Genomic DNA, 26,278 nt, shown 5'->3' with positions numbered 1-26,278 from the left:
TTGACGATTTCAGCCGGCAGGGCGCGGTGGCATGTCCGGCAGCGGGATGAATTCTGCCTCGTCGCCGGGCACGCCCGGAAAGCGACGCGCGCGCCAGTCTTCCGCCGCCTGCTCGATGCGATCCTTTCGGCTCGACACGAAATTCCAGAAGATATGGCGCGGCCCTTCCAGCGGTTCGCCACCAAGCAGCATCAGCCGCGTCGGGCCGGCGGCGCGCAGGATGACCTCCGTATCGGGCTTGAACACGACGAGTTCGTCCTGCCCAAACCGCCCCGTCTGGCCGTCCACCTCGATGGCACCGCTGACGACATAGACGGCACGTTCGATATGCAGGCTTTCGATCGGGAAGCGCATACCGGCGCCAAGTGCAACGTCAGCGTAAAGCGTATCGGAGAAAATGCCTGTCGGCGAACGGCGACCACCGAGGCTGCCCGCCAATAGGCGAACCTCGACGCCGTGATCGGCGATCACTGGAATATCCGCGGCCGCGACGTGCTGGAAGCCCGGATCGGTCTCTTCCTTGTCAAGCGGCAGGCCGAGCCATGCCTGGAAGCCGAACATCGTTTCTGTGCGGGCGCGGCTGACCTCCCCGCTTCGTTCTGAATGGACGATGCCGCGTCCGGCGGTCATCAGATTGACCTCGCCTGGTCGGATTGTCTGGACGTAGCGTTCGCTATCCCGGTGCTCGATCTCGCCATCGATCAGATACGTGACGGTACTCAGCCCGATATGCGGATGCGGCCGTGTATCCGAACCCTGTCCAGGGCGCAGTACGACCGGCCCAAAACTGTCGAGAAACACGAACGGACCGACCATCCGCCGCTTGGCGGATGGCAATGCGCGGCGCACGGTGAAATCCCCGATGTCGCGTGTGGCGGGAAGGATGGTCTGTTCGACGGAACCGTCGCTAGATTGAAGTGTCACAGCCAGATCTCTCTCGGTGAATGCATGCAAGTCGTTCTATCGCCACTTGCATTTCTGTAAAACCGACATAATGTCGAGCGGAACGTTCGAGAAAATCGATAAGTCTGTCTTGTTCTACGCAGGACGGCGTGCCAGATTGCCGATCAATCCTGCTCGGAGCGCGTCCATGATCCCGGAACCCGGAACGCCGACTTTTGACCAGCTTCGCGTCCTGGTGACGGTGGTGGAAGCTGGCAGCTTCGCCGGCGCCGCGCGAAAGCTCAACCGCGCGACGTCTGTGATCAGCTACACCATTGCCAATCTGGAGGCGCAGCTCGGTGTCCGGCTGTTCGACCGGGAGACGACCCGAAAACCGCAATTGACGGATGCCGGACGGATGGTCCTGGCCGAGGCCCGGCTGGTCGCAAACGGTGTGGATTCGCTGCGGGCAAAGACCAGGGGACTGCTGCAAGGCATCGAATCGGAACTACATATAGTGCTGGACACCTTCCTTCCCGAACACCGGGTGATTGATGCGCTTACCGGATTTTTCGAGGCCTTCCCCACTGTGGCTCTGCACCTTGCGGTCGAGACACTCGGCATGGTCACGCAGCTTGTCCTGGACCGCCGCGCCATGATCGGCGTCTCCGGCCCGTACTGCATGATGGACGGAATCGAAATCGTCTCAATCGGAAGCGTCCGGCTAATTCCCGCAGCCGCGCCCGTCCATCCGCTGGCCCTTGCAGACGCCAACATGCCGGGCGCTGGACGTGGCCATATCCAGCTGGTTCTGACCGACCGCTCGCAACTGACCGCCGGACGCGAGGTCGCCGTGCTGAGCAGCAAGACCTGGCGGCTCGCTGACCTCGCCTCGAAACACATGCTGATGAAAGCGGGGATCGGATGGGGCTATATGCCCGAGCCCTTCATCCGTGACGATATCGACGATGGCCGGTTGATCGCCCTCAACATGCCGGACGCGCCACCCGGCGATTATTCGCTGCACGCGATCCACCGCACGGACACGCCCCCCGGTCCGGCGGCCGTGTGGTTAATCGAACGCTTGCGGGCTCAGGCTGGCCCCGGAGCGGCCAAGGCCTCAGCCAATGACGCTCCCACCATCATGGGTTAAGCTCTAGGCTATAGGGTGTGTGGCGACAGGTGTTCGATCTATTCACAACGCATATTTAGGCCCTCCGTTATTGCGCATCTGAATTGGCATCGGGGCGATGCGCGCCTTCAGACAGAACTCGTCTTTGCTCGCCATGATCATCACGTGATTGCCTCGGCTGTCGTTTGGCCGGGCGCTGCGGCACCGTGGCAAAGGAGCATGGCGACACGCTTTATATCTTGTCGGGATCCATTGAGGGCGAGGGCCGGGGTGCGGCAAATGTTCACCCAGCAATCGCCCATAGAGGCGCCCGCCATATTTTTGTTTGGCGGCAAGACGACGGCTATGTCGCGACGGGCAGGTGGTAAAAGGGGAAACAGTGAGTTCGCACTCGCTCTCGAACTTGCCGTCGCCGGATCAGGCTAATATGCCGGAGCTTTGTCGAGGTCACCACCGTCAGGCGGCTGCGCGGTCTGGATTTTAATGTGCCTCAGTTCCTCGCCCGTAACGACAGCTTGCGGCCTTCGACGCCAGCGACGATCTGTTTTCTCCTGGATCGACCGGAACCAACGTGAAGGATTTCAGGGCCATCGTGATTGAACGAGCAGTCATAAACCTCCGTTGGTCCGCTCCTCAAATACCGGCTTTCGAACTATGGTTCGAAAGCCGACGAGCTACGCCTTGATCACGAGGCGCCCTTGTTCATGGTGCGTGGCGCAGGCATGACCTGCTGCAGCTTCTGGGTGCGAAACGCATCGATGATGAAATCGACGAAGGCGCGTGTCTTGGCGGGAAGCAGCTTCTGGCCTGTGAAATACACCGACATCGACCCGACATCGACGTGCCAGTCTGGCAACAACCGTTCTAATGCCCCGCTCTCCAGATGCAGGGCGGCAAGCGGGAGTGCGACCAGACCCACGCCGATGCCCATCAAGGTCGCCGAACACAGCGCGTCGGGATCGTTGACCATCATCACGGGCTTCTCGACGGCCGTCATCTCCGTGCCAGCGGCGTTTCGCATTACCCATGTGCGCAGGCGAAGGTTGAGCGGCGAGCGCATGGCCACGCAGGGAAGGTGCGCGAGCCCGGCGGGATCTTCGGGCCGGCTCCTATCTCGCAGGAATGCGGGCGATGCCACGGCGATCAGATGAATCCGCCCCAGTTCCTTAGCAACCATGCCGTCAGGCAGGTCAAAGCCCCCACCGATCGCCACATCAAACCCGCCGGAAATCAAATCGAGCGGCCGATTGTCGAGATACCAGTCCGGTATCACCGCCGGATAGCGTTCGAGAAATGCGGGCATCAGAGGCAGCAGGTATTGTATCCCGAAACCGGCCGGAGCGGTTAGTTTGAGGATGCCCGCCGGCTGCCCCGCATTGAGTGAAACATCCGCGATCGCGCCTTGAATGCTGTCGAGACCGGTGCGCACCGACTGCAGGAAACGGTCGCCCGCCTCGGTCAGCGTCAGCCCACGCGTGCTACGCTGGAATAGCCTGACCCCAAGATTACGCTCGAGCTGCGCGACGTTGCGGCTGACCGCGGCGGGCGTAAGCGTCAGCCGCCGCGCCGCCAGTGAGAAGCTGCCGCTTTCGGCGCTTCGGACAAAGGATTCGAGATTGGCGAGTGTTTCCATGGATGCCAGTCCTAACGGATGGTTGAAACAGATACAATCCAATATCAACTACCACTATCATTCGGATGGGCGTAAATCCCTGTCATCGACATCGGTATTTCATATTGAAAGGAAAACATCATGAGCATATCCATCATCGGCGCCGGCGCCATCGGTTCAGCCATCGCCCGTAAATTTGCCCTCAACGGGATCGAGGTGTCGATCGCCAACAGCCGTGGCCCGGAAACGCTTCAGGCGCTGGTCGGCGAACTTGGCCCGAAGGCAAAGGCTGTCACCCTGAAGGAGGCGGCGCAAGCCGATATCGTCTTTTTCGCGGTGAACTGGGATCGGCTCGAGGGCGCATTGAAGGATCTTGGTCCGTGGAACGGCCGCATCCTGGTCGATGCCAACAATGCCGTCGAAGTGCCGTCCTATCAGCCGGTCGATCTTGGTGGCCGGGCGTCGAGCCAGGCCGTGGCCGAGTGGGCTCCCGGTGCGCGCGTTGTGAAAGCATTCAATCATCTGGTTGCGCCCGTTCTCGAGGCCGATCCGAAAGTCGATGGCGGTCGTCGTGTGCTCTTCGTTGCCGGTGAGGATGCGGATGCCAGAAAGGCGATCGGCGAACTGGCTGTCAAAGTGGGATATGCCGCCATCGACTTGGGAGGCTTGGAACAGAGCCGCCTCGTTCAGTTCCCCGGCGGCCCGCTGTCGATCATCAATCTGGTCCAGCTCGACCAGTGATCAACATCTAATACAAACCCTGTAAACTGTTCGGGAGCGGCTTGAACGCCGCTTCCATCTATATTCAATCTCAAAAGGTGAAACATGAGCAATCTACAGACAGGTTCGATCGTCGATTACGATGGTCTCATGCAAGCGCATCTTTATCGCGTCTTTGCCGAGCGCGATGCAGACAAGCGCCGCGCGGCGATCCGCGAACTCTATGCCGAAACGGTCACGGTCTTTGAACCGGACGCCGAGGCGACGGGCCATGACGGTCTCGACCACACGGTCGAAGCGATCCTGTCGAAGGCGCCGCCGAGCTTTGTCTTCGGAACGTTCGGACCGGCCGTCGGCCATCACGGTATCGGCCGCATGCGCTGGCACTTCGGCCCCGAGGGCGCTCCGCCTGTTGTCAGTGGTCTCGACGTCGTCGAAATCGTGGATGGCAAGATCGCCAAGCTTTACGTCTTTCTCGATCCCATGACGGCCTGACTGCAAGCCAATGCTGCCAATACCGGCGTGACGTGAAACGCTCTTTGACGCCCAAAGCCAACGGCTCTTGTGAGCCGGTTGATCTTCGTCGCTTTATAAGCCGAGAGCAAGACCGGCTCCGAATGCTGAAACACCCTGTAAAAGGACACTGACCGATGCCCCTACCTGAGACACTGCTTTCGCCGATCGAATTGGGCCCCTACACGCTGCGCAACCGCGCTGTCATGGCGCCGCTCACCCGCAGCCGTGCCGGCGAGGGCGACGCACCGACATCGCTTGCGGTGGATTATTATCGTCAGCGCGCGACGGCCGGCCTGATCGTCACCGAGGGCTCGCAGATCTCGGCTGAGGGAAAGGGCTATCCGCGCACCCCCGGCATCTTCAGCGATGCGCAAGTCGCCGGCTGGAGCCAGGTGACGCAGGCGGTTCATGCAGAAGGCGGGCGCATTTTCCTGCAACTCTGGCATGTCGGCCGCCTGTCGCATTCGACGATCCAGGCGGACGGCGGCCTGCCAGTTGCGCCTTCACCGATCGCCGCCGAGGGCGAAATATACACGGCCATGGGGCTCCAGCCTTATGAGACGCCACGGGCGCTAAGCCTGGAGGACATTCCGGGCGTCGTGGATGATTTCCGCCATGCCGCGGAAAGCGCCAAGCGCGCGGGTTTCGACGGCGTCGAATTGCACGGCGCGAACGGCTACCTTATTGATCAGTTCTTGCGTGACGGCACCAACAAGCGGACTGACGCATACGGCGGTTCGGTCGAAAATCGAGTCCGCCTCCTCAAGGAGATCGTAGAAGCGATCATCCCAGTCTTCGGCGGCGAGCGCATTGGCGTTCGTCTGTCGCCGACGATTCCGGTGTTCTCGATGAGCGACAGCGACCCGGCCGCGACGTTCGGCCATGCGGCCGAGACCCTGGGCAGCTACGGGCTTGCCTATCTCCACGTCGTGCAGATCGGTGATCCGGACTTCGATTACGTCGCGCTCAAGCGCAGGTTCGGCGGGACGTATATTGCCAATGGCGGCTTCGACGCTGACAGCGCCGAGATTGCGATCACGAATGGTGCGGCCGACCTCATCGCCTTTGGCACCAAATTCCTGGCCAATCCAGATCTTATCGAGCGCTTCCGCAGTGGTGCGCCGCTCAATCAGCCGGACCCCGCGACTTTTTATCAGGGTGAGGAACACGGCTATACGGACTATCCGGCGCTGAGCAACTGACCGGCCCAACGAGCCCCGCCGCGAAGTGGTGGGGCGAAGATTTAGCCTGACCGTCACGGAATAAATGTAGGGATTGCGCAATGCCGCTTAAGCCACTCGGAATTTCTTCCGTGCCCCTCCGCTTTCAAGTGCCTAAAACTGTCTCGCCCGAAGCGGCAGAGGCGCTGGTCAATCTGTACGCCGCCAGCCAGCAGGCGCCAGCCTTGGGCAAACCCCTCTCACAAGCGGATTTTGACGATGCCAATCAGCAAATGGAAGCCGCTTTCGCACCCTCGAATGCGCAGTTAGCCGAGAGGTTGAGCGTCACGATCCGGCGCGAGGACATTGCTGGCGTGCCGGTGGTGCGAATCGCGCGGCAAGACCACACGCCGGGTAAACGTCTCCTCGTCTATGTCCATGGCGGCGCCTACGTCTATTTCTCGGCCGGAACACTGGTCGGCCTGCCCTCGTTGATCGCTGCCGCCACTGGCAATGAGGTGATATCGATCGACTACACGCTGGCTCCCCGAGCCCGTTGGCAGACGGTTACCGATCAGGTTCTGGCGGTCTGGAAAGCGTTGCTGGCGGAGGGGCGCGATCCGGGCACGCTCGGTCTTCTCGGCGATTCCGCAGGCGGCGGGCTGGCGGCCGGCAGCGTGTTGAAGATGCGAGACCAGCAGATCCCCCTGCCGGGCGCGCTCTGGCTGATATCACCTTGGTCGGACATCAGCGGGGCGGGTGACACTTACGACACCTTGAAGCAGGCCGACCCCACCCTGACGCCAGAATCGCTGGCCTGGTGTGCCGAGGCCTATGCCGATCCTGCCGATCATGAGCATCCTTATGTGAGCGCAGTCTATGGCGATTATGAAAAGCCTTTCCCGCCCACTCTCATCCAGGGCGGGACGCGCGAGATATTCCTCAGCAACTTCGTCCGTCACTATCAGGCAATCCGGACAGGAGGGCATGAAGCAGTGCTCGACCTCTACGAAGGCATGCCGCACGTCTTTCAGAGCCTCTTGCCCGATGCCCCCGAGTCAAAAACCGCGATCAAGCGCGCAGCGGCATTCTTCGACGTCTATCTGCGACGATGATGAATGTACGGTGCGCGGCAAAAGTAGCGAGATTCGCTAGACGCAACACCGCCAGAACGCGTCGGGACAGAGGAATCTGAGCAAGCCGGCCGTTTTCAAAAAAAAGTCGGACGACTGCCGTCGCCGCTTGTAATGTTGTCGACGCTGCCACGCTAACTTCACGAGACGTTGCCTCCGAGGAGGGACCCCATTTTAGGGGCCCCTTGAGATCGAGGTCATTTAGGCTGTCAACCTGCCATTTATGACGGCAAAGTTACGCGAAGTCGGTTCCAGGACAAATCTGTCGACCAACAGGCGCAATTTTTCAGCCTCTGCGGCAAGCGTTTCACTGGCAGCTGTAGACTGCTCGACCATCGCGGCATTCTGCTGTGTCGCCTGGTCCATGTGGTTGACCGCCGTGTTGACTTCCGACAGTCCGATGGACTGTTCCTTTGCTGCTGTCGCTATCGCGTCCAATTGTGTGTTGATGGTGACGACATGTTGCTCGATGACCTTCAGGGTCTCGCCCGTGGCCGCAACCAATCTTACTCCGCCTTCAACCTCTCCAGCTGACGTTTGAATAAGACCTTTGATCTCCTTGGCGGCTTTTGCCGACCGCTGGGCCAACTCGCGCACTTCTTGTGCCACGACCGCAAAGCCTTTCCCGGCTTCACCAGCGCGCGCAGCTTCGACACCGGCGTTCAGTGCAAGAAGATTAGTCTGGAACGCTATCTCGTCGATGACGCTAATGATGTTCGAGATCTGGTTGGATGACTGCTGAATTCGATGCATAGCCGCAATGGCGTCCCCCACGACCATGCCCGAGCGCTGTGCGGACTCGTTGGACTGTCGAGCGACTGTCCGGGCATCATCCGCGCGTTTGGACGAGTTGGAGAGATTTGCTGTGATCTCTTCCAATGCAGCAGCCGTTTCCTCCAAAGAAGCCGCCTGTTGTTCGGTGCGGCGCGACAAGTCTAAAGCGCCTTGGCTGAGTTCTCGCGAACCGCTGTCGATCGAACCGGTTGCGTTTGCGACAGCTTGAATAGTTTGCCGAAGCTGGACGATCGAGGCATTGAAGTCTGTGCGCAGACTTTCAAAATCAGGCGCAAATGGCTCGCGAAGCTGATACGTCAAATCGCCATTGGCAAGACGCTGAAGACCCTGTGCCAGACCTGTCGTCGCCTTTGCCATATCCTCGCTACGGTTTCTCTCCAAGGTTGCCGCATCGGCCCTATCTTTTTCGGCAAGACTACGGATCGCCACCGCCTCCCGTTCAACGTCAACTGCGCGCAATCCGTTCACCTTGAACACTTGCACCGCTCTGGCCATCGCCCCTATTTCATCCTGGCGGTCAACACCCGCGACATCCGCAGAAAGGTCCCCATTTGCCAGGACGCCCATATTCGAGGCCAAACGCTGGATAGGACGGCCCACCATATAGAGAATTGCCCAGGCAATCCCGGCAATGACGAGGATCATTGCCGCAAGTCCAGCCAGCATTGCAATCAACTGTTGTTGAAGCGGTGCATTTATCGTCTCAAGCGGAACGTCCACGACAGCGACCCAGGTCGTATCGAATGTCGCTACGCGGAATGGCAGAAACACCCGCTGAACACGCGTCCCATCGCTCCATGACATGGCCGGCAGCACACGGGCTTCATTGGCGGAGACCGCCTCCTTCAATTGTGTACTGCCTTCCCCAGTGCCATATCCTTTTGCAAGCAGAGACTTGTCCGGGTTTACGACCCACTCGCCCTTTTTGGACAAGATCATGACTTGCCCTGTTCCCATAGGCGCCACTTTTTGCAGCACGTCCGAAAGACCGGAAAGATTGACCGCCGTACCCGTTAGACCGATGAGCTTTCCTTTGGCTTTGACGGGGTAGACGATGGCGGCAATCAACGGTGGGTTGGCGACGGCGACGCCATAAACAAAGGGGTTAGTCAGCGCCCCCTTGCCGCTTTCAGTTGGCAAGCGATACCATTCGGCATCGACGAGACGTTCGAAAGTCGATAGCACCAGTTTGCCGTCGTCGCTGCGACTGTACGATGGCGAAAACAGACCTTCATTGTTCGTGACCAAGTTGGAGTCGTTGGGAACCTGCGAACCGTCCAACGCCTTTGGCTCTTCCATAAACCATGTGCTCAAGCTCTCGGGCATGGCCTCCTGCTTTGCCCGCAACGCGCCGACGATAGCCGCGCGACTCAGGGTCCCGTCTTCGTACCGGGCAGCGAGGAGTGCGGCCGTCACGCGGTTGGCGCCATCATATTGTGCGATGATCGAACTGACGAAGGATGCAGACTGCTTTGCCTCGTCCAGCATGATCTGTTTGGTCATCTCGAGCGTCGCGGATCGTGACGTGGACCAGATGTACGTAGCTGCCGGTACAGTAGCGGTGAAAACACCCAGGCAGACAATTAACGTCAGCTTTACATTCACCGACTTGATAGAGAATTTCATGATGCACCCTTCGAAATAATGACGCGGACTTTGGCGATGATTGGCACGGCTGGAGATATTGCCGACAGTTCGAACGGACCTTGGTCTTGACACCACTTAACAATAAATGAGAAAAACTGATCAAACCTTAATTTATCAAATATCATTCATCAAAATTGTATTGCCTTGTGTTCAATCTCTTGGTGGCCGAATTGGTCGATCAAATGCCCAAGCATGAGGCTATGAGCCGTGATGCCAATCATTGGTGTTTGCGTCACTTCATTGATACGCACCCTGCGTCCCTCAGACGGTCGGCCAGCGTCAATGCCAAACCCAGTCCATTGTGCAGTTTCGCGCTCTAACTGACCATATCGGTGAAGCTTGCCACTATCCCGCGTCAATGACGATATGGGCGGTAGATCCCGGGCCAAAGACTATAGAGAGCCATTCGTAGAGCCGTTAAACGATCCAGTACGGCGGGAAGTTCTAGGGCTGAATTTGCGGCCGGCTGGCCTTTCAAGCGAAGTAAAATGGCGCAGTCATTGTACGCCAACAGTAAAAACGGCAGGAACATTGACATTACCGCCACATGTGGCCCTCTATCGCTCGACACAGGACCAGGCACGTTGTCGATTGCTTGTCGGATTCAGACGGGACCCGGCTGTTTGACCGTGTCGAGGCGAGATGAGGAATGCAGGCGGCGAAATTCGGCCGCGGCAGGATGCTGTCCGAACCTCAAAGGCATTCGATGAGCGCCCCATAGGCATCGGAGATATCGCCATGCATAGCCTGACGGGCGCGGTCAGGTTGGTTGTTTTCAATGGCCCGAAAAATATCTTCGTGATGACGGTTCGATATGCGGAAGTTTCCTGACGATCGGAGAAGGTGGAAATAAGGTGAGATTTGCAGCCAGAGACTCTCAATGATCGACAGCATGATTGATGACTGCGCGAGGCGATAGACCTCGAAATGAAAATCATAGTTCGATTGCAGGTACAGCTTCGTATCGCCAGCCTGTTGGCCCTCGGACAATGCTTGAAAACTTTTGCTCAAACCCTCGAGATGCAAGGGACCAGTGCGTTGCGCGGCCCATGCTGCCGTTGTCGGCTCTACCGTAAGTCTTACACGCAAAAGTTCGTCCAGACGCTCGCGTGTCAGTTTTGGAATGCCGATCGTCCTCCCGGATAAAACCGTCAGAGCACCCGCGCTTGACAAGCGAGTCAATGCGTTGCGAACAGGCATGGGACTGACATTGAATGCCTCCGCCAGACTGGCGACCGTGATAGACTCTCCCGGAACGATCCCCCCTCTCAGGATCAAATCGCAAAGCTGCCTGTAAACGCCGTCTTCGAGCGTTTCGCGTCTTAGCGGCAAAACCTGCTCCGATATTCCGTGCATTTCGTCTCCCTGATCTCTGGCGAATACCTCATAACAAATATTCCCGATTTGATAAAGTCCAATTGACTTTTGATCAATTATCTAAGATCTTTTGGAAATCTGATCGGATTGACTGGGGCGAGGAGGTCCCACCGACAGCAAGAGGAGGATCAAAATGAAGCCGTTTATGAAAGCATCTTTGCTCGCGCTATCCGTCGCCTGCGCCCTTACGACCGGTGCGCGCGCGGCAGAGAAGCAACAGGTTTACCTGTCGATGAGTTACATCGGCAACGACTGGCAGGCCGAAGCGGCCAACATGGTGAAAGCCCTCGCGGCGTCCAAAGGCTACGCTGACAAAATCGACCTGAAGGTACAGGTCGCAGGGCCGAACGCCCAACGCCAGATTCAGCAGATCAATGCGATGGTACAGGCAGGCGCCAAGGCAATCGTCGTCTATCCGATCTCCCCAACCGCGCTCAACCAGGTGGTCAAGGCGGCCTGCGCCAAGGGCGTAAAGATCATCGCCTATGATGCGGAAATTACCGAACCCTGCGCCTACAACGTGACGATCGACCAGGCTGAAGCCGGTCGAAAGACGGCGGAGTGGTTGGTGGACAAGCTCGGCGGCAAAGGTAACGTCGTCATGGTGACAGGAGTGCCGGGGACATCCGTCGATACCGCACGCACTGCCGCCGCCAAGGAGGTTTTTGCCAAGCATCCAGACATCAAAATCGTCGGGGAGGCCGTCGGCATGTGGAGCCAGGCCGTCGCTCGCACCGAGTTATCCAAGCTTTTGTCGACCCGGAAGTGGGACGATATCAATGGTATGTGGATGCAGGTTGGCTGCTTCACGGCGAACTCGATGCAGATCGAAGCAGGAAAGACACCTGAGCAGCTCTTGCCATGCGCAGGCGAAGGGTCGAACGGTGGCCGGATCCAGATGCTGCCCGCCGACACGAAGATCGACGGTGCATCCAGCCCTTATGTCCCGATGGGCGCACCAAGAATTTCCTATGCGTCGCCACCCTATTCCGGTGCCTTGGCTCTGAAACTCGCCGTCGATTTGATCGAGGGAAAGGATGTTCCGCAGCACACGACTTTGCCTCTGCCGCTTGTGACCAATGAAACGATCAAGCTCTGCCAGACAGGCGAGTGGGAAGAACTCAAGAACGGCTGCAACGTTTTCCAGCCAGCTCTTGTCTCCAATCCGGGCTGGTTTGCTTCGATCTACTCGTCGGAACTTCCTGGTCTCGGTCTCCAGGCTGCTCTTGTTGGCCAGCCTGACGAGTAAGGAACGAGAGGCCGGCGGCTTTCGCCGCCGGCTGTTTCCCGGAACGGAGTTTTGCATTCATGACAAACCATGTGACGTCACCCGTGGTGGCGATCGAGGGCGTGTCGAAATCGTTCGGCGCGACCAAAGCGATCGACAATGCCACATTCTCCATCGAACGCGGCACGGTGCACGCGCTGCTCGGCGAGAACGGCGCGGGTAAATCAACCACGATGAAACTACTCTCCGGGCTTTTGTCGCCGGATAACGGTTCACTGTATATCAACGGCAAGCCGGTTTCCCTAAAATCGCCGCGCGATGCGCATCGCTGCGGCATTCAGACGGCGTTTCAGGAATTGACGCTGGTCGACGACCTCACGGTTCTGGAGAACATGCTCCTGCCAACTGCCCCGGTCGGTCCGCTCGGCATGCTGCGCCGGTCCGGAGCAAGGCGCGACGTGACGGCACATTTCAAGGCAATAGACCTCGATGTCGATCTGAATGCGATTGCTGGCGAACTGGACCTGTCGGTAAAGCAGAAGATCGAAATCGCACGCGCACTCTATCGAAAGCCAGACGTGTTGTTACTCGACGAGCCGACCTCGGCGCTTTCGGGCAAGGACGTACTGTGGCTCGGCGAGATCATCGCCAATGCAAAGCGCGCCGGCATCACCATCGTCTTCATTTCCCACCGGCTGCCCGAAGTCCGGCAGTTCTGCGACCGGCTAACGATCCTTCGCAACGGCAAGCACATCGTCACCGCCAATGTCGCCGACGTCACCGACGACGAAGTCGTCGAGAAGATCATCGGGCGCTCGATCGAAAACGCCTTTCCTCCCCGACCCGTTGCCGGCTCGAACGGACGCGATCCGGTGCTCGAAGTCCGGCAACTGGCGGCGGGCGAGAAACTGGCCGGTGTCGATCTCACCCTGCGGCCAGGAGAGATCCACGGCGTCGCCGCCCTGCAGGGCATGGGACAGCTCGATCTGTTTTCCGCCTGTTTCGGCGCGCTTCCCGCCAAGGCAGGCGCTATTCTCATCGATGGCCAGGACGTCTACCTCGGATCGCCGGCTGACGCGCTCTCACCGTCGATCGGCATCGGCTTCGTGCCTGAGGATCGCAAAACGGAAGGCCTGTTCCTGAAGTTGAACGGGACCGCCAATGCAAGCCTACCGGTCGTCGACCAGTTCTCGCACTACGGGCTGCTCAACCTCAAGGCGGAACGGGCGGCCACCCGCGCGGTGTTCAACGCGGTCGAGGTTGCCGATCGGGCGCTCTACATGGCGGCCGGATCGTTTTCCGGCGGCAACCAGCAGAAGATCGCGATCTCCAAGTGGTTTCTGGCGCAGAGCCGCATTCTTCTGCTGTTCGATCCGACACGCGGCATCGATGTCGGCACCAAGCACCAGCTCTATGTGCTGATGCGGAAATTCACCGACGCCGGCGGTGCCATTCTCTTCCATTCGACGGAAGTCCCCGAACTGGTCCATCTCTGCGACCGCGTCTCGGTTCTCTACGAGGGCCGTGTTGCTCTTCAACTGCAGGGCGACGACATTTCGGAGACCGCCATCATGGAGGCGGCGCTGGGTGGCAGACATGCAGTCCAAGACGGCCCCGATACCCAGGACAGTTCACACGGGAGGATGCGGGCATGAACGTTTCGCTATCAACAGATACGGTGGCTAACGGTGTCAACAGTCGCATGCCAGCCGTATTCGGTCGCTCCATTCGCCGGGCGCGCGGCATGGTCGTCGCCATTATCGTGTTCTTCGGCCTCATGCTGCTGCAGGCCTTCATCAGTCCCGGTCCGATCAGCTATTTCGACATGTCGTTCCTGATCAGCGGCGCCACGCCTCTGGCCCTGGCGGCCTTCGGCCAAACGCTGGTCATTCTCTCGGGCGGCTTCGATCTGTCGGCTGGCGCGGTCATCTCGCTGGTCAACGCTGTGCTCGCAGCCAACATGGACCCCGCTGACATGGAGGCTTCTGTCCTTGTGTGGACCCTCGTTGGCATCGCCACCGGAATGGGCGTCGGCGCTTTCAACGGACTGTTCATCGCGATCTTCCGCCTTCAGCCCATCGTGGTGACCCTCTCCACGATGTTCATCATCCAGGGCATCACGCTTCTGGTGTTGAACCAGCCGGGCGGGTTCGTGTCTCCGTCGCTCGGCACCTTCTATATGGGCGATGCCATTCCCGAATTCCTTCCGTCGGCGCTTCTGCTGCTCGCCGCTTTGGCACTCGGCTGGGGCTGGCTGAAGAGAACGCCTTACGGCGTGGCGCTCTACGCGGTCGGCAGCGACCGGGCATCGGCCGCCGCCGTTGGCGTGCGCGTCCCTTTGGTTCGGTTCGCGACCTATGTTCTGGCCGGTGGGTTCTACGGAATGGCGGGCGTCTTCGTCAGCGCGCAGACCGGTTCGGGCGATCCGACAGTCGGCAATCCTCTACTGCTGTCGATCTTTGCTGCGGTCGTCATCGGGGGTACCCGGCTCGGCGGCGGCAAGGGCGGTCCGGTCGGCACGATCTTCGGTGCCCTCGTGCTGATGATCATCGTCAACATCCTGCTTGCGCTCAACGTCTCAGCCTATTTCTCCACCATTGCCGAGGGCATCGTACTGATCTGCGCGGTTCTCTTGTCTTCCGTGTCGCGTCATTCCGTGTTCACCGAGCAAATCAAGGGTGCTGCGGCAACGATTTCCGCGTGGCGGGCGGGGAACCTCGTCTCGCAGCGGGAACAGACCGACCGGCGGCTGGCTTTCGTCACGCGGAGCAACCCCAGTGTGGCGGAGCCTGCCGCGCGGCCTGCCTTCCTCAAGCAGCATGCCGAAACACTCCGTTACGCGGTGCCGGCCTATGCATGTCTCGTGCTTGTGCTGATAGCCACCCAGCTTGTGTTGGGCAGCGTCTTCGGGAATTGGAACTATTGGAATTCCCTGCTGGTGCTTTCGACATTTCTTGCGATCCTGGCGTTGGGGCAGGGATCAGTGATCCTGACGGGCGGGTTGGACTTGTCGGTTCCTTGGATGATCGGGCTGTCGGGCGTCATGCTGGCCGGTGTCGTGCAGGGCTCAGACGCAGCGCTCATATATGCCGTGCCGATGGTGCTCGCGATGGCGGCCCTGTTCGGGTTTCTGAACGGGTTCGGTGTCGTCGTCCTTGGGCTCTCGCCGATTCTTGTGACCCTTGCCATGAACGGTATCCTGCAGGGAATTGCCCTGCTCTATTCGAACGGAACGCCTTCGGGCTTTGCGTCTTCAGGCTTGCGGTGGTTCATGACCGGCCATCTGCTCGGTGTGACACCAGTTATCTACGCGCTGGTTTTGTTCGTTGCTGGCGGCGTCCTTCTTCTGGGGAGGACGACCTTCGGCCGCCGCGTCTACGCGCTTGGTAACAGCGTCGATGCGGCCCGCCTGTCAGGCGTCCGCACCGGCCGCGTCACCATCCTCGTCTATATGCTGTCGGCGGTCTGCGCCGGTGTGGTCGGCATCCTGCTGACGGGCTTTTCAGGCCAGGCAAGCCTTGGCATGGGGGATGACTATCTTCTTCCGTCGATCGCCGTCGTTGTTGTCGGCGGTGCATTGATCACCGGTGGTAGAGGCCATTATCTCGGCATGGTCGGCGGCGCGCTTCTCCTGACGGCCCTACAGACCTTACTGGCCGGAACATCACTTCCCTATGCCTTCCGGGCCATCATCTTCGGCTGCGTCGTTTTGGCCGCCGTCGTCGCTCTTCGCGAAAGGACCAATTAAAATGAACGTTCCACAGACATCCCTTCTCCCCGACCTTCTCCCAGGACTTAAAGGCCAGCGTGTGGCAATTTCGGCAGGTGCTGGAGGCATTGGGCTTGCGATTTCCAAGCTGCTTTACGCCCACGGTTGCCGTGTCGCCCTGTTCGACGTGTCAGACAGCGCCCTTGATACTGCCCGGCACGATATGCCAGACGCGCTGGTCGCCAAGGCTGACGTTTCGAGTGAGGCGGAAGTAGAAGCATTTTTTACGTCGGCCGGGCACAACTTCGGCGGTTTGGACGCACTGATCAACAATGCAGGCATTGCTGGGCCAACGGGCGGCGTCGAGGATATTTCTCCGTCGGATTGGCGGCGTTGCGTGGAAATCGGCCTGACTGGCCAATTTCTCTGCACGCATTACGCCGTTCCCGCTATCAAGGCGGCTGGCGGCGGCGCGATCGTTAACATGTCGTCAGCTGCGGGGCGGCACGGCTATGCTTACCGCACACCGTATTCAGCCGCCAAATTCGGCGTCATAGGCTTCACGCAGAGCCTTGCCAAAGAGCTAGGCCCCCACAACATCCGCGTCAATGCGATCCTGCCCGGCATCGTGGCTGGAGCGAGAATGGAAGGGGTGATCAAGGATCGCGCGGCGCAGGTTGGCATCGAATATGCCGAGATGGAAACCCGCTATCTCGAGCGCGTTTCGATGCGTCGGATGGTGACGCCGGAAGATGTGGCGGAGACGGTTGCGTTTCTACTATCCAACGGCGGGCGCAACATTTCCGGTCAGTCGATTGGCGTCGATGGAAATGTCGAGACCCTGTGATGACACCATCAGCGGAACTCAAAATCGCCGTCATAGGCGTCGGATTGATTGGACGGGCATGGGCAATCACATTCGCACGCACCGGACGACATGTGAACCTTTGGGATCCGGATGCCGGGGCTTGCCGCCGCGCCAAGGAGTTCATTGCGACCATACTCGATGATCTTGCGGAAAATGACCTTCTCGATGGCCGGCTCCCAGCCGATGTCCTCGTGCTGATCACCGCATGCACGACGTTGGAGGAAGCTTTGAATGGCAGCGGTTGGGTGCAGGAATGCGGGCCAGAGAAAATCGATGTCAAGCGCGCGCTATTTGCGCGCCTGGACGAACTCAGTCATCCCGATGCCATTCTGGCAAGCTCGAGCTCGGCGCTTCTTCCGTCAGCGATTTCGGAAGATTTGAAAGGCAAGCACCGATGCCTGGTCGCGCATCCCATCAATCCACCCTATCTCATTCCAGCAGTCGAGGTTGTTCCCGCCTCGTGGACGGCGCCGGAAATCATGACGGCGGCGGAACTCTTTCTCACCAGCGTCGGTCAAGTTCCCATCATAATGAAGAAAGAGGTGGACGGCTTCATCATGAACCGCCTGCAGGGAGCCCTTCTCGAAGAAGCATTTCGCCTCGTCGCCAACGGCTACGCGTCCGCTGAAGACGTCGATCGTGGGATCGCCGATGGCCTTGCCTTGCGATGGTCTTTCATCGGCCCGTTTGAGACGATCGATCTGAATGCGCCGGGGGGTATCGCCGACTATATCCAGCGTTATCAGCCGATGTACAGCGAACTGTTCGAACAGATGCGCGAACGCGTCGCTTGGGACGGCCCGGTTTTGCGGGACGTTCTGCAATCCCGCCGCCGCCTACTTCCCGAAAGCGATCTGGCCGACCGTCAGGTCTGGCGCGACCGCCGCCTGATGCGGCTGCGCGCCCACAAATCCGAAGTCGACAAAGAGCTGTCACGCTAAAAGGAAAAGCCCTGCTATGGCAACAAACGGAAAAGTCATCATCACTTGTGCTGTCACCGGCGCTATCCATACGCCAACCATGACGCCCTATCTGCCGATCACACCCGACGAGATCACGGCGGCGGCGCTCGGCGCAGCTGAGGCCGGCGCATCTATCCTGCACCTTCATGCCCGCAATCCTGAAAATGGAAAACCGGATCAGTCGCCCGAAGGTTTCGCCAAATTCCTGTCCCGCATCAAGCAAAACACCAACGCGGTACTCAACATTACCACCGGCGGCAGCCCGTTCATGAAGGTGGAGGAGCGCGTCCTTCCGGCCGCGCAGTTCAAGCCGGAGGTCGCTTCGCTGAACATGGGCTCGATGAATTTCGGTCTTTTCCACCTCGCCGACAAATACAAAACCTTCAAGTTTGATTGGGAAAAGCCGCAGCTCGAGGCTTCAAGAGATCTGGTATTCCGCAATTCGTTCAAAGATATCGAGTATGTCCTCGAGACCTGCTACGATAACGGTACCCGTTTCGAATTCGAGTGCTACGACACATCCCACCTGTACAATCTCGCACACTTCGCCGATCGCGGATTGGTGAAGGCGCCGTTCTTCGTGCAATCCGTTTTCGGGCTGCTCGGTGGAACCGGAACACATCCCGAAGACGTCCAGCACATGAAGCGGACCGCCGACAGGCTGTTTGGATCCGATTATCGTTGGTCCGTGCTGGGAGCCGGCTCCAGTCAGCTCCGCATCGCGGCTCAAGCCGCCGCACTCGGCGGGAATGTTCGCGTCGGCATCGAAGACAGCATCTGGGCCGGCAAGGGCAAGCTTGCGGAAACGAATGCCGAACAGGTCACCTTGGTTCGCAAAATCATTGAAGGCATGGGACTGTCCGTCGCGACCCCCGACGAGGCGCGGGAAATCCTGTCCTTGAAGGGCGGATCAGAGGTCAATTTCTGATCGCTACGGCCTGTTTATCTCGAAGGGCAGCGCGGAGGTTCGCCGCCCTTTCGACTGAAATTACACTTTGGGAGGAAAAGACATGAGAATCGAAGTCGTGCTCGATGTTAAGACGACGCTGGGCGAGGGGCCGCTTTGGGACGTAACCCAGGAACGTCTTTATTGGATCGACAGCTTTGACGGACGGGTGTTCCGCTCGACGATGGACGGTCGCGAGTTACGGGCGTGGGACGTCACACAGAAGATCGGTTCGATGGCGATCCGCAAGGACGGCGAGGGGGCCATAGTATCGCTGCAGCGCGGCTTTCACACGCTCGATTTCAAGACCGGCGACGTCGAACTGATCCATGACCCTGAGCCGGATGCACCGGCCAACCGCCTGAACGATGGAAAAGTGGATCGTCGTGGCCGTTTTATAGCGGGCTCGATGGATACGAAGGAAGAGGGTCCGAATGGCGGGCTCTATCGTCTTGATCCGGATTTCAGCGTCACAAAGATCGACAGCGGCATCATCTGCTCGAACGGCCCCTGTTTCAGCCCTGACGATCTGACGCTTTACTTCAACGACACATGGTCGGGTCAAATCTGGGCCTATGATTACGATATCGAGACGGGATCGATCGCCAACAGACGAACGTTCGCCAAGGTCGATACGAGTAGGGGCGGGGCGGCCGACGGCTCGACTGTCGATGCGGAAGGGTTCCTCTGGAATGCGCTGGTTTATGACGGCCGACTTGTCCGATACGCGCCGGACGGCTCTGTCGATCGCATCGTCGATATGCCGGTGAAGAAGGTTACGAGCGTCATGTTTGGCGGCCCTGAACTCGATATTCTCTATGTGACATCGATGTCAAAACCACCACTTCCGCGCTTCCCGGACGATGGCCAACTTCGCGGCAGCCTCTTTGCAATCCACGGACTGGGCGTGAGAGGCGTCGAGGAGCCCAGGTTCGGAAGCTGAATGGAAAATTCTGGCACTTTCGGTGCGAATGTCGGCACGAGGGAAAATTCCGGACGGCGAGGAAGCCGAAGCGTTTGCGCTGCGACGGGTATACCGACGCAGCGAACACCATGACTGAATATAGACCGATCTGACGGTTGCTTATAAAAACAAGAGTAGTCCATGACGATATCCACCTCCCGTGACTTCCTTGCCTCTCTGTTTGACGAGGCGGTGCGCGCGGCCGATCCGGTAACAGGCATCAGATCGAATCTCCCCGAAAAGCCGAAAGGTCGGACGATTGTCATTGGCGCCGGAAAGGGCGCAGCCCAGATGGCCAAAGCTTTGGAGACTGTCTGGGATGGCAAGCTGGAAGGCGTGGTCGTCACGCGCTACGGCTATGGGTGCGAGACGAGGAACATCGATATCATCGAGGCGTCGCATCCGGTCCCCGACGCCGCGGGCTTCGTCGCGTCCCGTCGCCTTCTGGATACGGTTCGTGATTTGTCGAAGGACGATCTCGTGATAGCTCTGATCTGCGGTGGAGGATCGGCGCTTCTTCCTGCGCCGCCGGCGGGTATGACCCTTGACCACGAGATTGCCGTCAATGAGGCTTTGCTTGCCTCGGGTGCCCCTATATCTGCAATGAACGTCGTCCGCAAACATCTCTCCACAATTAAGGGAGGACGTCTCGCTGCGTCCACGCAAGCGCGCGTCTTAAGCCTGATCGTGTCGGATATTCCTGGAGATAACCCCGCTCATGTGGCATCCGGCCCAACGATACCGGACCGTTCAACGCGCCATGATGCCATTAAAATCGCCGCACAATATGCATTGAAACTGCCGCGGGCGGCCATTGAGCACCTGCATTCCGAAGCAGCGGACGCTCCCCTTGTGGATGATCCGGTGTTCGTGAACAATCGCCATCACATTGTGGCGTCTGCTGGCGTATCCCTTGAGGCGGCAGCCAGAATGGCACGGCGACAGGGCGTCGAAGCCGTCATCTTATCGGATTCCATCGAAGGCGAAGCGCGCGACGTGGCTCTTGTGCTTGCGGCCATCGCCCGGGAGATCGAGGCGCGCAACCGCCCTTTCAGCAAACCTGTCGTCCTTCTCTCGGGAGGTGAAACAACTGTCACCCTCAGAAACAAGGGCGGCAAGGGCGGCAGAAACGGTGAGTTTGCACTCGCCATGGCGATGGCAATCGACGGCTACGAGATCGATGTTCTCGCGGCGGATACGGACGGCATCGATGGATCGGAAAACAATGCAGGGGCTTTCGCAGATGGTGGGACAGTGAAGCGGATCAGAGCTATGGGACTGGATCCACGCCGTCTTCTTGACGGCAACGACAGCTACTTAGGATTTGCGGCGATCGGAGATCTCTTCGAGACTGGCCCGACTGGCACAAATGTAAACGACTTCAGAGCGATCCTGGTGCGCTAGCTCCTTCCGTCGCGTTACCAGACAATACCCACGGAGAGGCGGAAATGCTGATCACTCCCGACGACCATATCGACATCGAACGACGCGGTTCCGCCGGCATCATCCGGCTCAATCGCCCTCGCGCCCTCAATAGCCTAACCATAGGGATGGTAAGAGCGATCAGTTCGGCACTCGATGCGTTCGAACATGATATGGAAATCGCGACGGTCGTTATTCTCGGGGAGGGCGAGCGTGGTTTTTGCGCGGGCGGCGATATACGGGCTCTCTATGAGAGCGGACGGGCGGGAACACCAGACGCGGAAATATTCTGGCGCGAGGAATTCGCGCTGACCTACCGGATAGGGCGTTACCCCAAACCCTACATCGCCTTCATGGATGGTATAACCATGGGCGGCGGCGTCGGAATTTCCGCGCACGGGCGGCACAGGTTGGTAACGGAGCGGACACGCCTTGCTATGCCTGAGACGGCGATCGGCTATTTTCCCGATGTGGGCGCGAGCTGGTTCCTACCGTGCATGCCCGGGGAGACGGGCTCTTGGATTGGCTTGACCGGTCTCGAGATCAACGCGGACGACGCGCTTTACACGGGCTTTGCCGATATTAAGGTCGAGTCTGTCCGGCTACCGGAGATCCTTGCTAGGTTGGCAGAACTTCCACTCAGTAGCGGGTCTGGATCGTGCGACGTATTGTTGAGAGAGTATGCCGTTGAGCCATTGCTAGGCCCCGTTCGAGAAAACCACGCTTTGATTGATCGCACATTCTCCTTCGACAAAGTGGAAGAAATTTTGGGGGCACTTGCAAAAGAAGACAGTAGCTTCGCGGATGATACGGTTCGCGCTTTGTCCTCGCGGTCGCCAAAAAGCCTGAAGGTTACACTCAAGCTGCTTCGGGAAGGGGCCAGGAGCCAAAGCCTTGCCGAATGCCTTGGCCGGGAATTGAATGCCTGCCGGCAGGTGATCAAGGAGCCGGATTTTTACGAGGGAGTTCGAGCGGCCGTCATCGACAAAGATCGAAATCCTCGGTGGTCGCCCGACCTCATCGAAGAGGTCACTGATGAATTGATTGCACCATTCTTTCGCCAAGCCGAAGTTGAACTGCTCTTTTAAATCCTCCTCGACTGTGTCCAGCCGGCGTTGGCTATCAAATGAGGAACGGCACTCGTCCCGGAGACGCTGAGCCGCTCTCAAGATTTGCCGCGTAAGAATGCTGGGGCTGCCTCAAGAACCAGGCGATGAGTTCCGCGGTGTTCCGTACTCCGATCTTCTGCATAATTCGCGCGCGATGCGCCTCGATGGTCCGCTTGGAAAGCGCCAGTTCCAAGGCGATATCGCTATTGGTTTTTCCTTGAGACACCATGGTGAGGATTTGCCGCCGCCGATCACTCAGAATGGATTGGTTGTCATCGACTGGCCGGACCATAGGTTGAAAACAATAGACTGCTTCAGCAAATGGATTATCTGGCGTACGGCTCCGGCCGTTCACGGCACACCAGAAACGACGCCCACCGGCGGTTTTCATGATCCGCTCGTCGTAATATCTCCGGCATCCTGACAGATGCACGACCCACATCTCGCCAATGCGAACGAAATCCGAAACGCGGGGGTAAAGGCGCGCAAAGCTTCGATCGATGATCTCATCGCGTTGGCGTTCAAACAGATCGGCAAACGCAACATTGCAGTCTCGGATGATGCGATGGGTCGCGTAGGCCATCGGCACTGGCATGTCCGAAATCGTGAAGCGAAGGGATCCAGTCTCCAATCAAACCTCCCCGGAACATTCTCTTGATCAAGTGCAGTATTTATACCACTCCCACGTTTTGTCGACCACCCTCTAATGTTGCGACACAGGGCGTGAGACTGCGCCCGCCTTTCGGGAGGATGGGATGGATAAAGTTCGCGCGAGCACCATTGAGGCGCTGGCAGGTTTGCTTCACGACGACATGACGATTATGGCGGGTGGCTTCGGCCTCTGCGGTATTCCGGAGGCCCTGATCGAGGCCGTTCGTTTGTCCGGTGTGCGCAACCTGACGGTTATTTCCAACAATGCGGGCGTCGATGGCATAGGCCTCGGCACGTTGCTCGAAACCCGCCAGATCCGCAAGATGATCTCGTCCTATGTCGGTGAGAACAAGCTGTTCGCGCAGCAGTTCTTGTCCGGCGAACTCGAGCTCGAATTCAACCCGCAGGGCACACTGGCTGAGCGTATCCGCGCCGGTGGCGCCGGCATCCCGGCCTTCTTCACGAAGACCGGTTATGGAACCTTGATTGCCGAAGGCAAGCCCGTGCAGGAATTCGACGGCGAGCATTACATTATGGAGCGCGGACTTGTCGCCGATATCGCGCTGGTCCACGCCTATATGGGCGACGATGAAGGCAACCTCGTCTATCGCAAGACCGCCCGCAATTTCAATCCGGTGATGGCGACGGCTGCAAAGGTGACCGTTGCCGAGGTCGAGCACCTCGTGACCGCCGGCGAGATCGAACCCGACCGTATCCATACGTCAGGCATCTTCGTCTCCGGGATCGTTCACGCTCCAGTACCCGTCAAGCATATCGAGCAACGAACGACGCGCAAGCGGGATGTCGCGCTGGAAGGAGCAATCTGATGGCCTGGACACGCGAGCAGATGGCGGCGCGCGCCGCAATGGAACTCAAGGACGGCTTCTACGTCAATCTCGGCATAGGGATCCCGACGCTCGTCGCAAACTTCATTCCCAAGGGGATCGACGTTCGCCTGCAGAGCGAGAACGGCATGCTCGGAATGGGCCCTTTTCCCTATGAGGGCGAGGAGGATGCCGACCTGATCAATGCCGGCAAGCAAACCATCACCGAACTGCCGACGACGAGCTACTTCTCGAGCGCCGACAGCTTCGCCATGATCCGCGGTGGTCATATCGACCTGTCAATCCTCGGCGCCATGCAAATTGCCTCAAATGGTGACCTCGCGAACTGGATGATCCCTGGACATATGGTTAAAGGCATGGGCGGCGCTATGGACCTGGTCGCCGGTGTCAAGAGGGTTGTGGTCGTGATGGAACACCAAGCCAAGGGGCAGCCGAAGCTGCTTTCCGAGTGTACATTGCCGCTGACAGGGCAGCGCGTGGCGGATCTGGTCATCACTGATCTTGGCGTGTTCGAAATCCAGAAACGCGGCCCGGTGCGCATGACTCTGACCGGTCTTGCTACCGGTGTCACGGTCGATGAGATCAAAGCCAAGACCGGCACGAACTTCGACATCGATCTGGAACGGCAAGCGGCCGTCGCCTGAGTTCAGCGGCCCCAAAGGCCAACAGCACGAGACGCCGTCGGTAGCGTAGAAAGAAGTTATTATCATGCGTGAAATCATTTTGGCCGGTTGTGTGCGCACGGCAATTGGAAACTACAATGGTGTCTTTAAAGGGACGCCCGCGACGGATCTGGGCGCAGCGGCGATCAGAGATAGCCTTCTTCGATCAGCCATCGACCCAAACACAATTGGTTCCGTCGTGATGGGTAACGTCATTCAGGCAGGAAACGGGATGAACCCTGCCCGACAGGCGGCGATCGGCAGTGGATTGCCTGTTTCTGTTCCGGCGCAGACGGTCAATCGTGTCTGTGGTTCTGGCGCGCAGGCAATCATCTCTGCGGCCCAGGAAGTTCAACTCGGTCTTCACCACGTGGCGATTGCCGGTGGAATGGAGAACATGGACCGCGCCCCCTATCTGGTGGACGGCGGGCGCTGGGGTTATCGCATGGGAAATGCCACCATGCTGGACAGCATGCTTCGTGACGGGCTGAATGACGCCTTTTCTGGAGAGCATTCAGGCTGGCACACAGAGGATCTCGTTACACGTTGCCAAATCAGCCGCGACGACCAGGATCGCTGGGCAGAACGATCGCAGAAAAGGTTCGCTGCCGCAAGCGAGGCGGGCCTGTTCGACCGTGAGATAGTTGCTGTCACGATCAAGGGACGCAAGGGCGATGAAACGATCACTCGGGACGAAACGCCACGACCGGAAACGTCTATGGCAACGCTTTCCAAACTGCGGCCCGCCTTTCGCAAAGATGGCTCGATCACGGCAGGAAATTCGCCTGGGCTGAACAGCGCTGCGTCCGCCATGTTGGTTGCAGACAGGGCATTCGCCGAGGATAGCGGAATTGAGCCGATGGCGCGTTTGGTGAGCTATGGCGTGGCCGCTGTCGAGCCAGGCTACTTCGGCCTCGGACCAGTCCCTGCCATTCAAATTGCATTGATCCGGGCTGGATGGACGCTCTCGGATGTCGATCGGTTCGAAATCAACGAAGCCTTCGCAGCTGTTCCCTTGGCTGTTATGAAAGAGCTCGGATTGCCTGAAGATATCGTCAATGTCGATGGCGGAGCAATCGCGCATGGACATGCCATCGGAGCTACCGGCGCAATCCTGACCACCCGTCTTCTCCACGCGATGAGGCGTGACGGCGCCCGGCGTGGCGTCGTGACGCTGTGTATCGGCGGTGGCCAGGGGGTGGCACTTGCATTCGAAGCAATCGAAGGGAGCAGTTAAAGCACATGGTGCGCCATGCTTGGACATACCTGCGGGCGAGTTTGATTTTTGGTGAATGTGTAAAGAAGTAATACTTGCTAACACCACGCATGCTGCCAATTTCTCAATCTTCAATCGGCCTCGATTGCACGCTCTGAAACCAGTAAACCCTGGCGACACCCCTCCGATCCCCTTGCATAGCTTTTGGCTCATGGGACTGTGTGAACGGCATGGTTTCGGCTATGACCGCGAAACCGTGTCCCACAAAATATTACAGTGGCCATCCCATGGTTTCATAACCGCGGAGTGCGTCCGTTTTAGCGGCAGGAAGAAGCCCCTTCATTGTGCAGTTTATATCGGGGACGTATCTCCCGGTCCACCGTGGCGCCACGCCCTCGTATCGGCCAACCCGATGGTTCGTATCAGATAAAACTGGCTGCTCGGGATAAGACGGAAATAGTATTTCCGATTGAGCTACTTGCGGAGCGCCGGCGAACACTGAAGCGTCGGGCGGCGGGATGTCGACGACGTTGTCATTTTTTCCACGCTCCAATGCAGACAGAGTTCCATAAAAAGGATTATGCGATACGTCATATGTAGCGGCTATTTAGTAATGCGACAGTTGGGCCAGTTAGAGATGCGACAGCCTCGCCTCTCGACGCACTGGTCAAAGCCAACGTTGGGAGCAAGGATGACGATCTTCAGCCTGGTCGAGACCATGA

At 58.7% G+C, this 26,278-nt stretch carries 22 protein-coding genes; 17 read left to right on the top strand and 5 right to left on the bottom strand.

Translation table 11 applies throughout. From position 1 onward, the window contains the following. Nucleotides 1–9 precede the first annotated feature (9 nt). Complete coding sequence (locus EPK99_RS22405; RefSeq protein ID WP_128445333.1) at nt 10–924, bottom strand: pirin family protein; 915 nt, start codon at nt 922–924, stop codon at nt 10–12. A gap of 169 nt (nt 925–1,093) precedes the next feature. Here EPK99_RS22405 and EPK99_RS22400 point away from each other — a divergent pair, with 169 nt between their 5' ends. Further along, nucleotides 1,094–2,035, top strand: a complete 942-nt coding sequence (locus EPK99_RS22400; RefSeq protein WP_205909131.1) for a LysR family transcriptional regulator — start codon at nt 1,094–1,096, stop codon at nt 2,033–2,035. A gap of 664 nt (nt 2,036–2,699) precedes the next feature. Here EPK99_RS22400 and EPK99_RS22395 read toward each other — a convergent pair. Next, nucleotides 2,700–3,647 carry a LysR family transcriptional regulator gene (locus tag EPK99_RS22395; protein WP_128445331.1) on the bottom strand — a complete coding sequence of 316 codons (948 nt, stop codon included), beginning with the start codon at nt 3,645–3,647 and terminating at the stop codon, nt 2,700–2,702. 120 nt (nt 3,648–3,767) lie between these two features. Between EPK99_RS22395 and EPK99_RS22390 the strand changes: the two genes are divergently transcribed. The 4 genes from EPK99_RS22390 to EPK99_RS22375 all read left to right on the top strand — a co-directional run bounded on the left by EPK99_RS22390 (nt 3,768) and on the right by EPK99_RS22375 (nt 7,137). Then, on the top strand, nt 3,768–4,367 hold the full coding sequence (locus EPK99_RS22390; protein WP_128445330.1) for an NADPH-dependent F420 reductase: 600 nt from the start codon (nt 3,768–3,770) through the stop codon (nt 4,365–4,367). A gap of 84 nt (nt 4,368–4,451) precedes the next feature. Continuing rightward, entirely contained in the window at nt 4,452–4,841 is a 390-nt protein-coding gene (locus EPK99_RS22385; protein WP_128445329.1) for a nuclear transport factor 2 family protein, read from the top strand. Between the two features lie 155 nt (nt 4,842–4,996). Beyond that, the gene (locus tag EPK99_RS22380) at nt 4,997–6,064 is read left to right on the top strand and encodes an alkene reductase (RefSeq protein WP_128445328.1); all 1,068 of its coding nucleotides are present in this window, start codon (nt 4,997–4,999) and stop codon (nt 6,062–6,064) included. Between the two features lie 110 nt (nt 6,065–6,174). Then, entirely contained in the window at nt 6,175–7,137 is a 963-nt protein-coding gene (locus EPK99_RS22375; RefSeq protein WP_164901849.1) for an alpha/beta hydrolase, read from the top strand. A gap of 219 nt (nt 7,138–7,356) precedes the next feature. On the opposite strand, the gene EPK99_RS22370 is transcribed toward EPK99_RS22375, so the two are convergent. Both EPK99_RS22370 and EPK99_RS22365 read right to left on the bottom strand, forming a co-directional pair. Further along, nucleotides 7,357–9,576, bottom strand: a complete 2,220-nt coding sequence (locus tag EPK99_RS22370) for a methyl-accepting chemotaxis protein (protein ID WP_245582533.1) — start codon at nt 9,574–9,576, stop codon at nt 7,357–7,359. Nucleotides 9,577–10,290: 714 nt separating this feature from the next. Beyond that, on the bottom strand, nt 10,291–10,953 hold the full coding sequence (locus EPK99_RS22365; protein WP_128445326.1) for a GntR family transcriptional regulator: 663 nt from the start codon (nt 10,951–10,953) through the stop codon (nt 10,291–10,293). Between the two features lie 154 nt (nt 10,954–11,107). Between EPK99_RS22365 and EPK99_RS22360 the strand changes: the two genes are divergently transcribed. The 9 genes from EPK99_RS22360 to EPK99_RS22320 all read left to right on the top strand — a co-directional run bounded on the left by EPK99_RS22360 (nt 11,108) and on the right by EPK99_RS22320 (nt 22,161). After that, the gene (locus EPK99_RS22360) at nt 11,108–12,223 is read left to right on the top strand and encodes a sugar ABC transporter substrate-binding protein (RefSeq protein WP_128445325.1); all 1,116 of its coding nucleotides are present in this window, start codon (nt 11,108–11,110) and stop codon (nt 12,221–12,223) included. 59 nt (nt 12,224–12,282) lie between these two features. Then, a complete protein-coding gene (locus tag EPK99_RS22355; protein WP_128445324.1) occupies nt 12,283–13,857 on the top strand; it encodes a sugar ABC transporter ATP-binding protein in 1,575 nt (524 codons plus the stop codon). Continuing rightward, nucleotides 13,854–15,950, top strand: coding sequence for an ABC transporter permease (locus EPK99_RS22350; protein ID WP_128445323.1), 2,097 nt, complete (start codon nt 13,854–13,856; stop codon nt 15,948–15,950). The genes EPK99_RS22355 and EPK99_RS22350 overlap by 4 nt, the downstream gene beginning before the upstream one ends. A gap of 1 nt (nt 15,951) precedes the next feature. Further along, entirely contained in the window at nt 15,952–16,758 is an 807-nt protein-coding gene (locus EPK99_RS22345) for an SDR family oxidoreductase (RefSeq protein WP_128445322.1), read from the top strand. Continuing rightward, nucleotides 16,758–17,720, top strand: a complete 963-nt coding sequence (locus EPK99_RS22340; protein WP_128445321.1) for a 3-hydroxyacyl-CoA dehydrogenase — start codon at nt 16,758–16,760, stop codon at nt 17,718–17,720. Before EPK99_RS22345 ends, EPK99_RS22340 begins: the two co-directional genes overlap by 1 nt. 16 nt (nt 17,721–17,736) lie before the next feature. After that, entirely contained in the window at nt 17,737–18,669 is a 933-nt protein-coding gene (kce, locus tag EPK99_RS22335) for a 3,5-dioxohexanoate:acetyl-CoA acetone transferase (protein ID WP_128445320.1), read from the top strand. Between the two features lie 82 nt (nt 18,670–18,751). Then, nucleotides 18,752–19,630 carry an SMP-30/gluconolactonase/LRE family protein gene (locus tag EPK99_RS22330; RefSeq protein ID WP_128445319.1) on the top strand — a complete coding sequence of 293 codons (879 nt, stop codon included), beginning with the start codon at nt 18,752–18,754 and terminating at the stop codon, nt 19,628–19,630. A gap of 162 nt (nt 19,631–19,792) precedes the next feature. Beyond that, nucleotides 19,793–21,055 carry a glycerate kinase type-2 family protein gene (locus EPK99_RS22325; RefSeq protein WP_128445318.1) on the top strand — a complete coding sequence of 421 codons (1,263 nt, stop codon included), beginning with the start codon at nt 19,793–19,795 and terminating at the stop codon, nt 21,053–21,055. A gap of 44 nt (nt 21,056–21,099) precedes the next feature. Beyond that, on the top strand, nt 21,100–22,161 hold the full coding sequence (locus EPK99_RS22320) for an enoyl-CoA hydratase/isomerase family protein (RefSeq protein ID WP_128445317.1): 1,062 nt from the start codon (nt 21,100–21,102) through the stop codon (nt 22,159–22,161). Nucleotides 22,162–22,195: 34 nt separating this feature from the next. Here the strand turns inward: EPK99_RS22320 and EPK99_RS22315 are convergent, their stop codons facing one another. Further along, complete coding sequence (locus EPK99_RS22315) at nt 22,196–22,765, bottom strand: PAS and helix-turn-helix domain-containing protein (protein WP_128445316.1); 570 nt, start codon at nt 22,763–22,765, stop codon at nt 22,196–22,198. 172 nt (nt 22,766–22,937) lie between these two features. Here EPK99_RS22315 and EPK99_RS22310 point away from each other — a divergent pair, with 172 nt between their 5' ends. The 3 genes from EPK99_RS22310 to EPK99_RS22300 all read left to right on the top strand — a co-directional run bounded on the left by EPK99_RS22310 (nt 22,938) and on the right by EPK99_RS22300 (nt 25,577). After that, nucleotides 22,938–23,660, top strand: a complete 723-nt coding sequence (locus EPK99_RS22310; RefSeq protein WP_128445315.1) for a CoA transferase subunit A — start codon at nt 22,938–22,940, stop codon at nt 23,658–23,660. Then, nucleotides 23,660–24,322, top strand: coding sequence for a 3-oxoacid CoA-transferase subunit B (locus EPK99_RS22305; protein WP_128445314.1), 663 nt, complete (start codon nt 23,660–23,662; stop codon nt 24,320–24,322). Before EPK99_RS22310 ends, EPK99_RS22305 begins: the two co-directional genes overlap by 1 nt. 64 nt (nt 24,323–24,386) lie before the next feature. Beyond that, nucleotides 24,387–25,577 carry a thiolase family protein gene (locus tag EPK99_RS22300; RefSeq protein ID WP_425374233.1) on the top strand — a complete coding sequence of 397 codons (1,191 nt, stop codon included), beginning with the start codon at nt 24,387–24,389 and terminating at the stop codon, nt 25,575–25,577. The last annotated feature ends 701 nt before the right edge of the window (nt 25,578–26,278 follow it).

Source organism: Neorhizobium lilium (genome assembly GCF_004053875.1).
Lineage (GTDB): Bacteria > Pseudomonadota > Alphaproteobacteria > Rhizobiales > Rhizobiaceae > Neorhizobium > Neorhizobium lilii.
The sequence above is the reverse complement of the archived record's forward strand: the minus strand, read 5'-3'. Positions and strand labels throughout refer to the sequence as shown.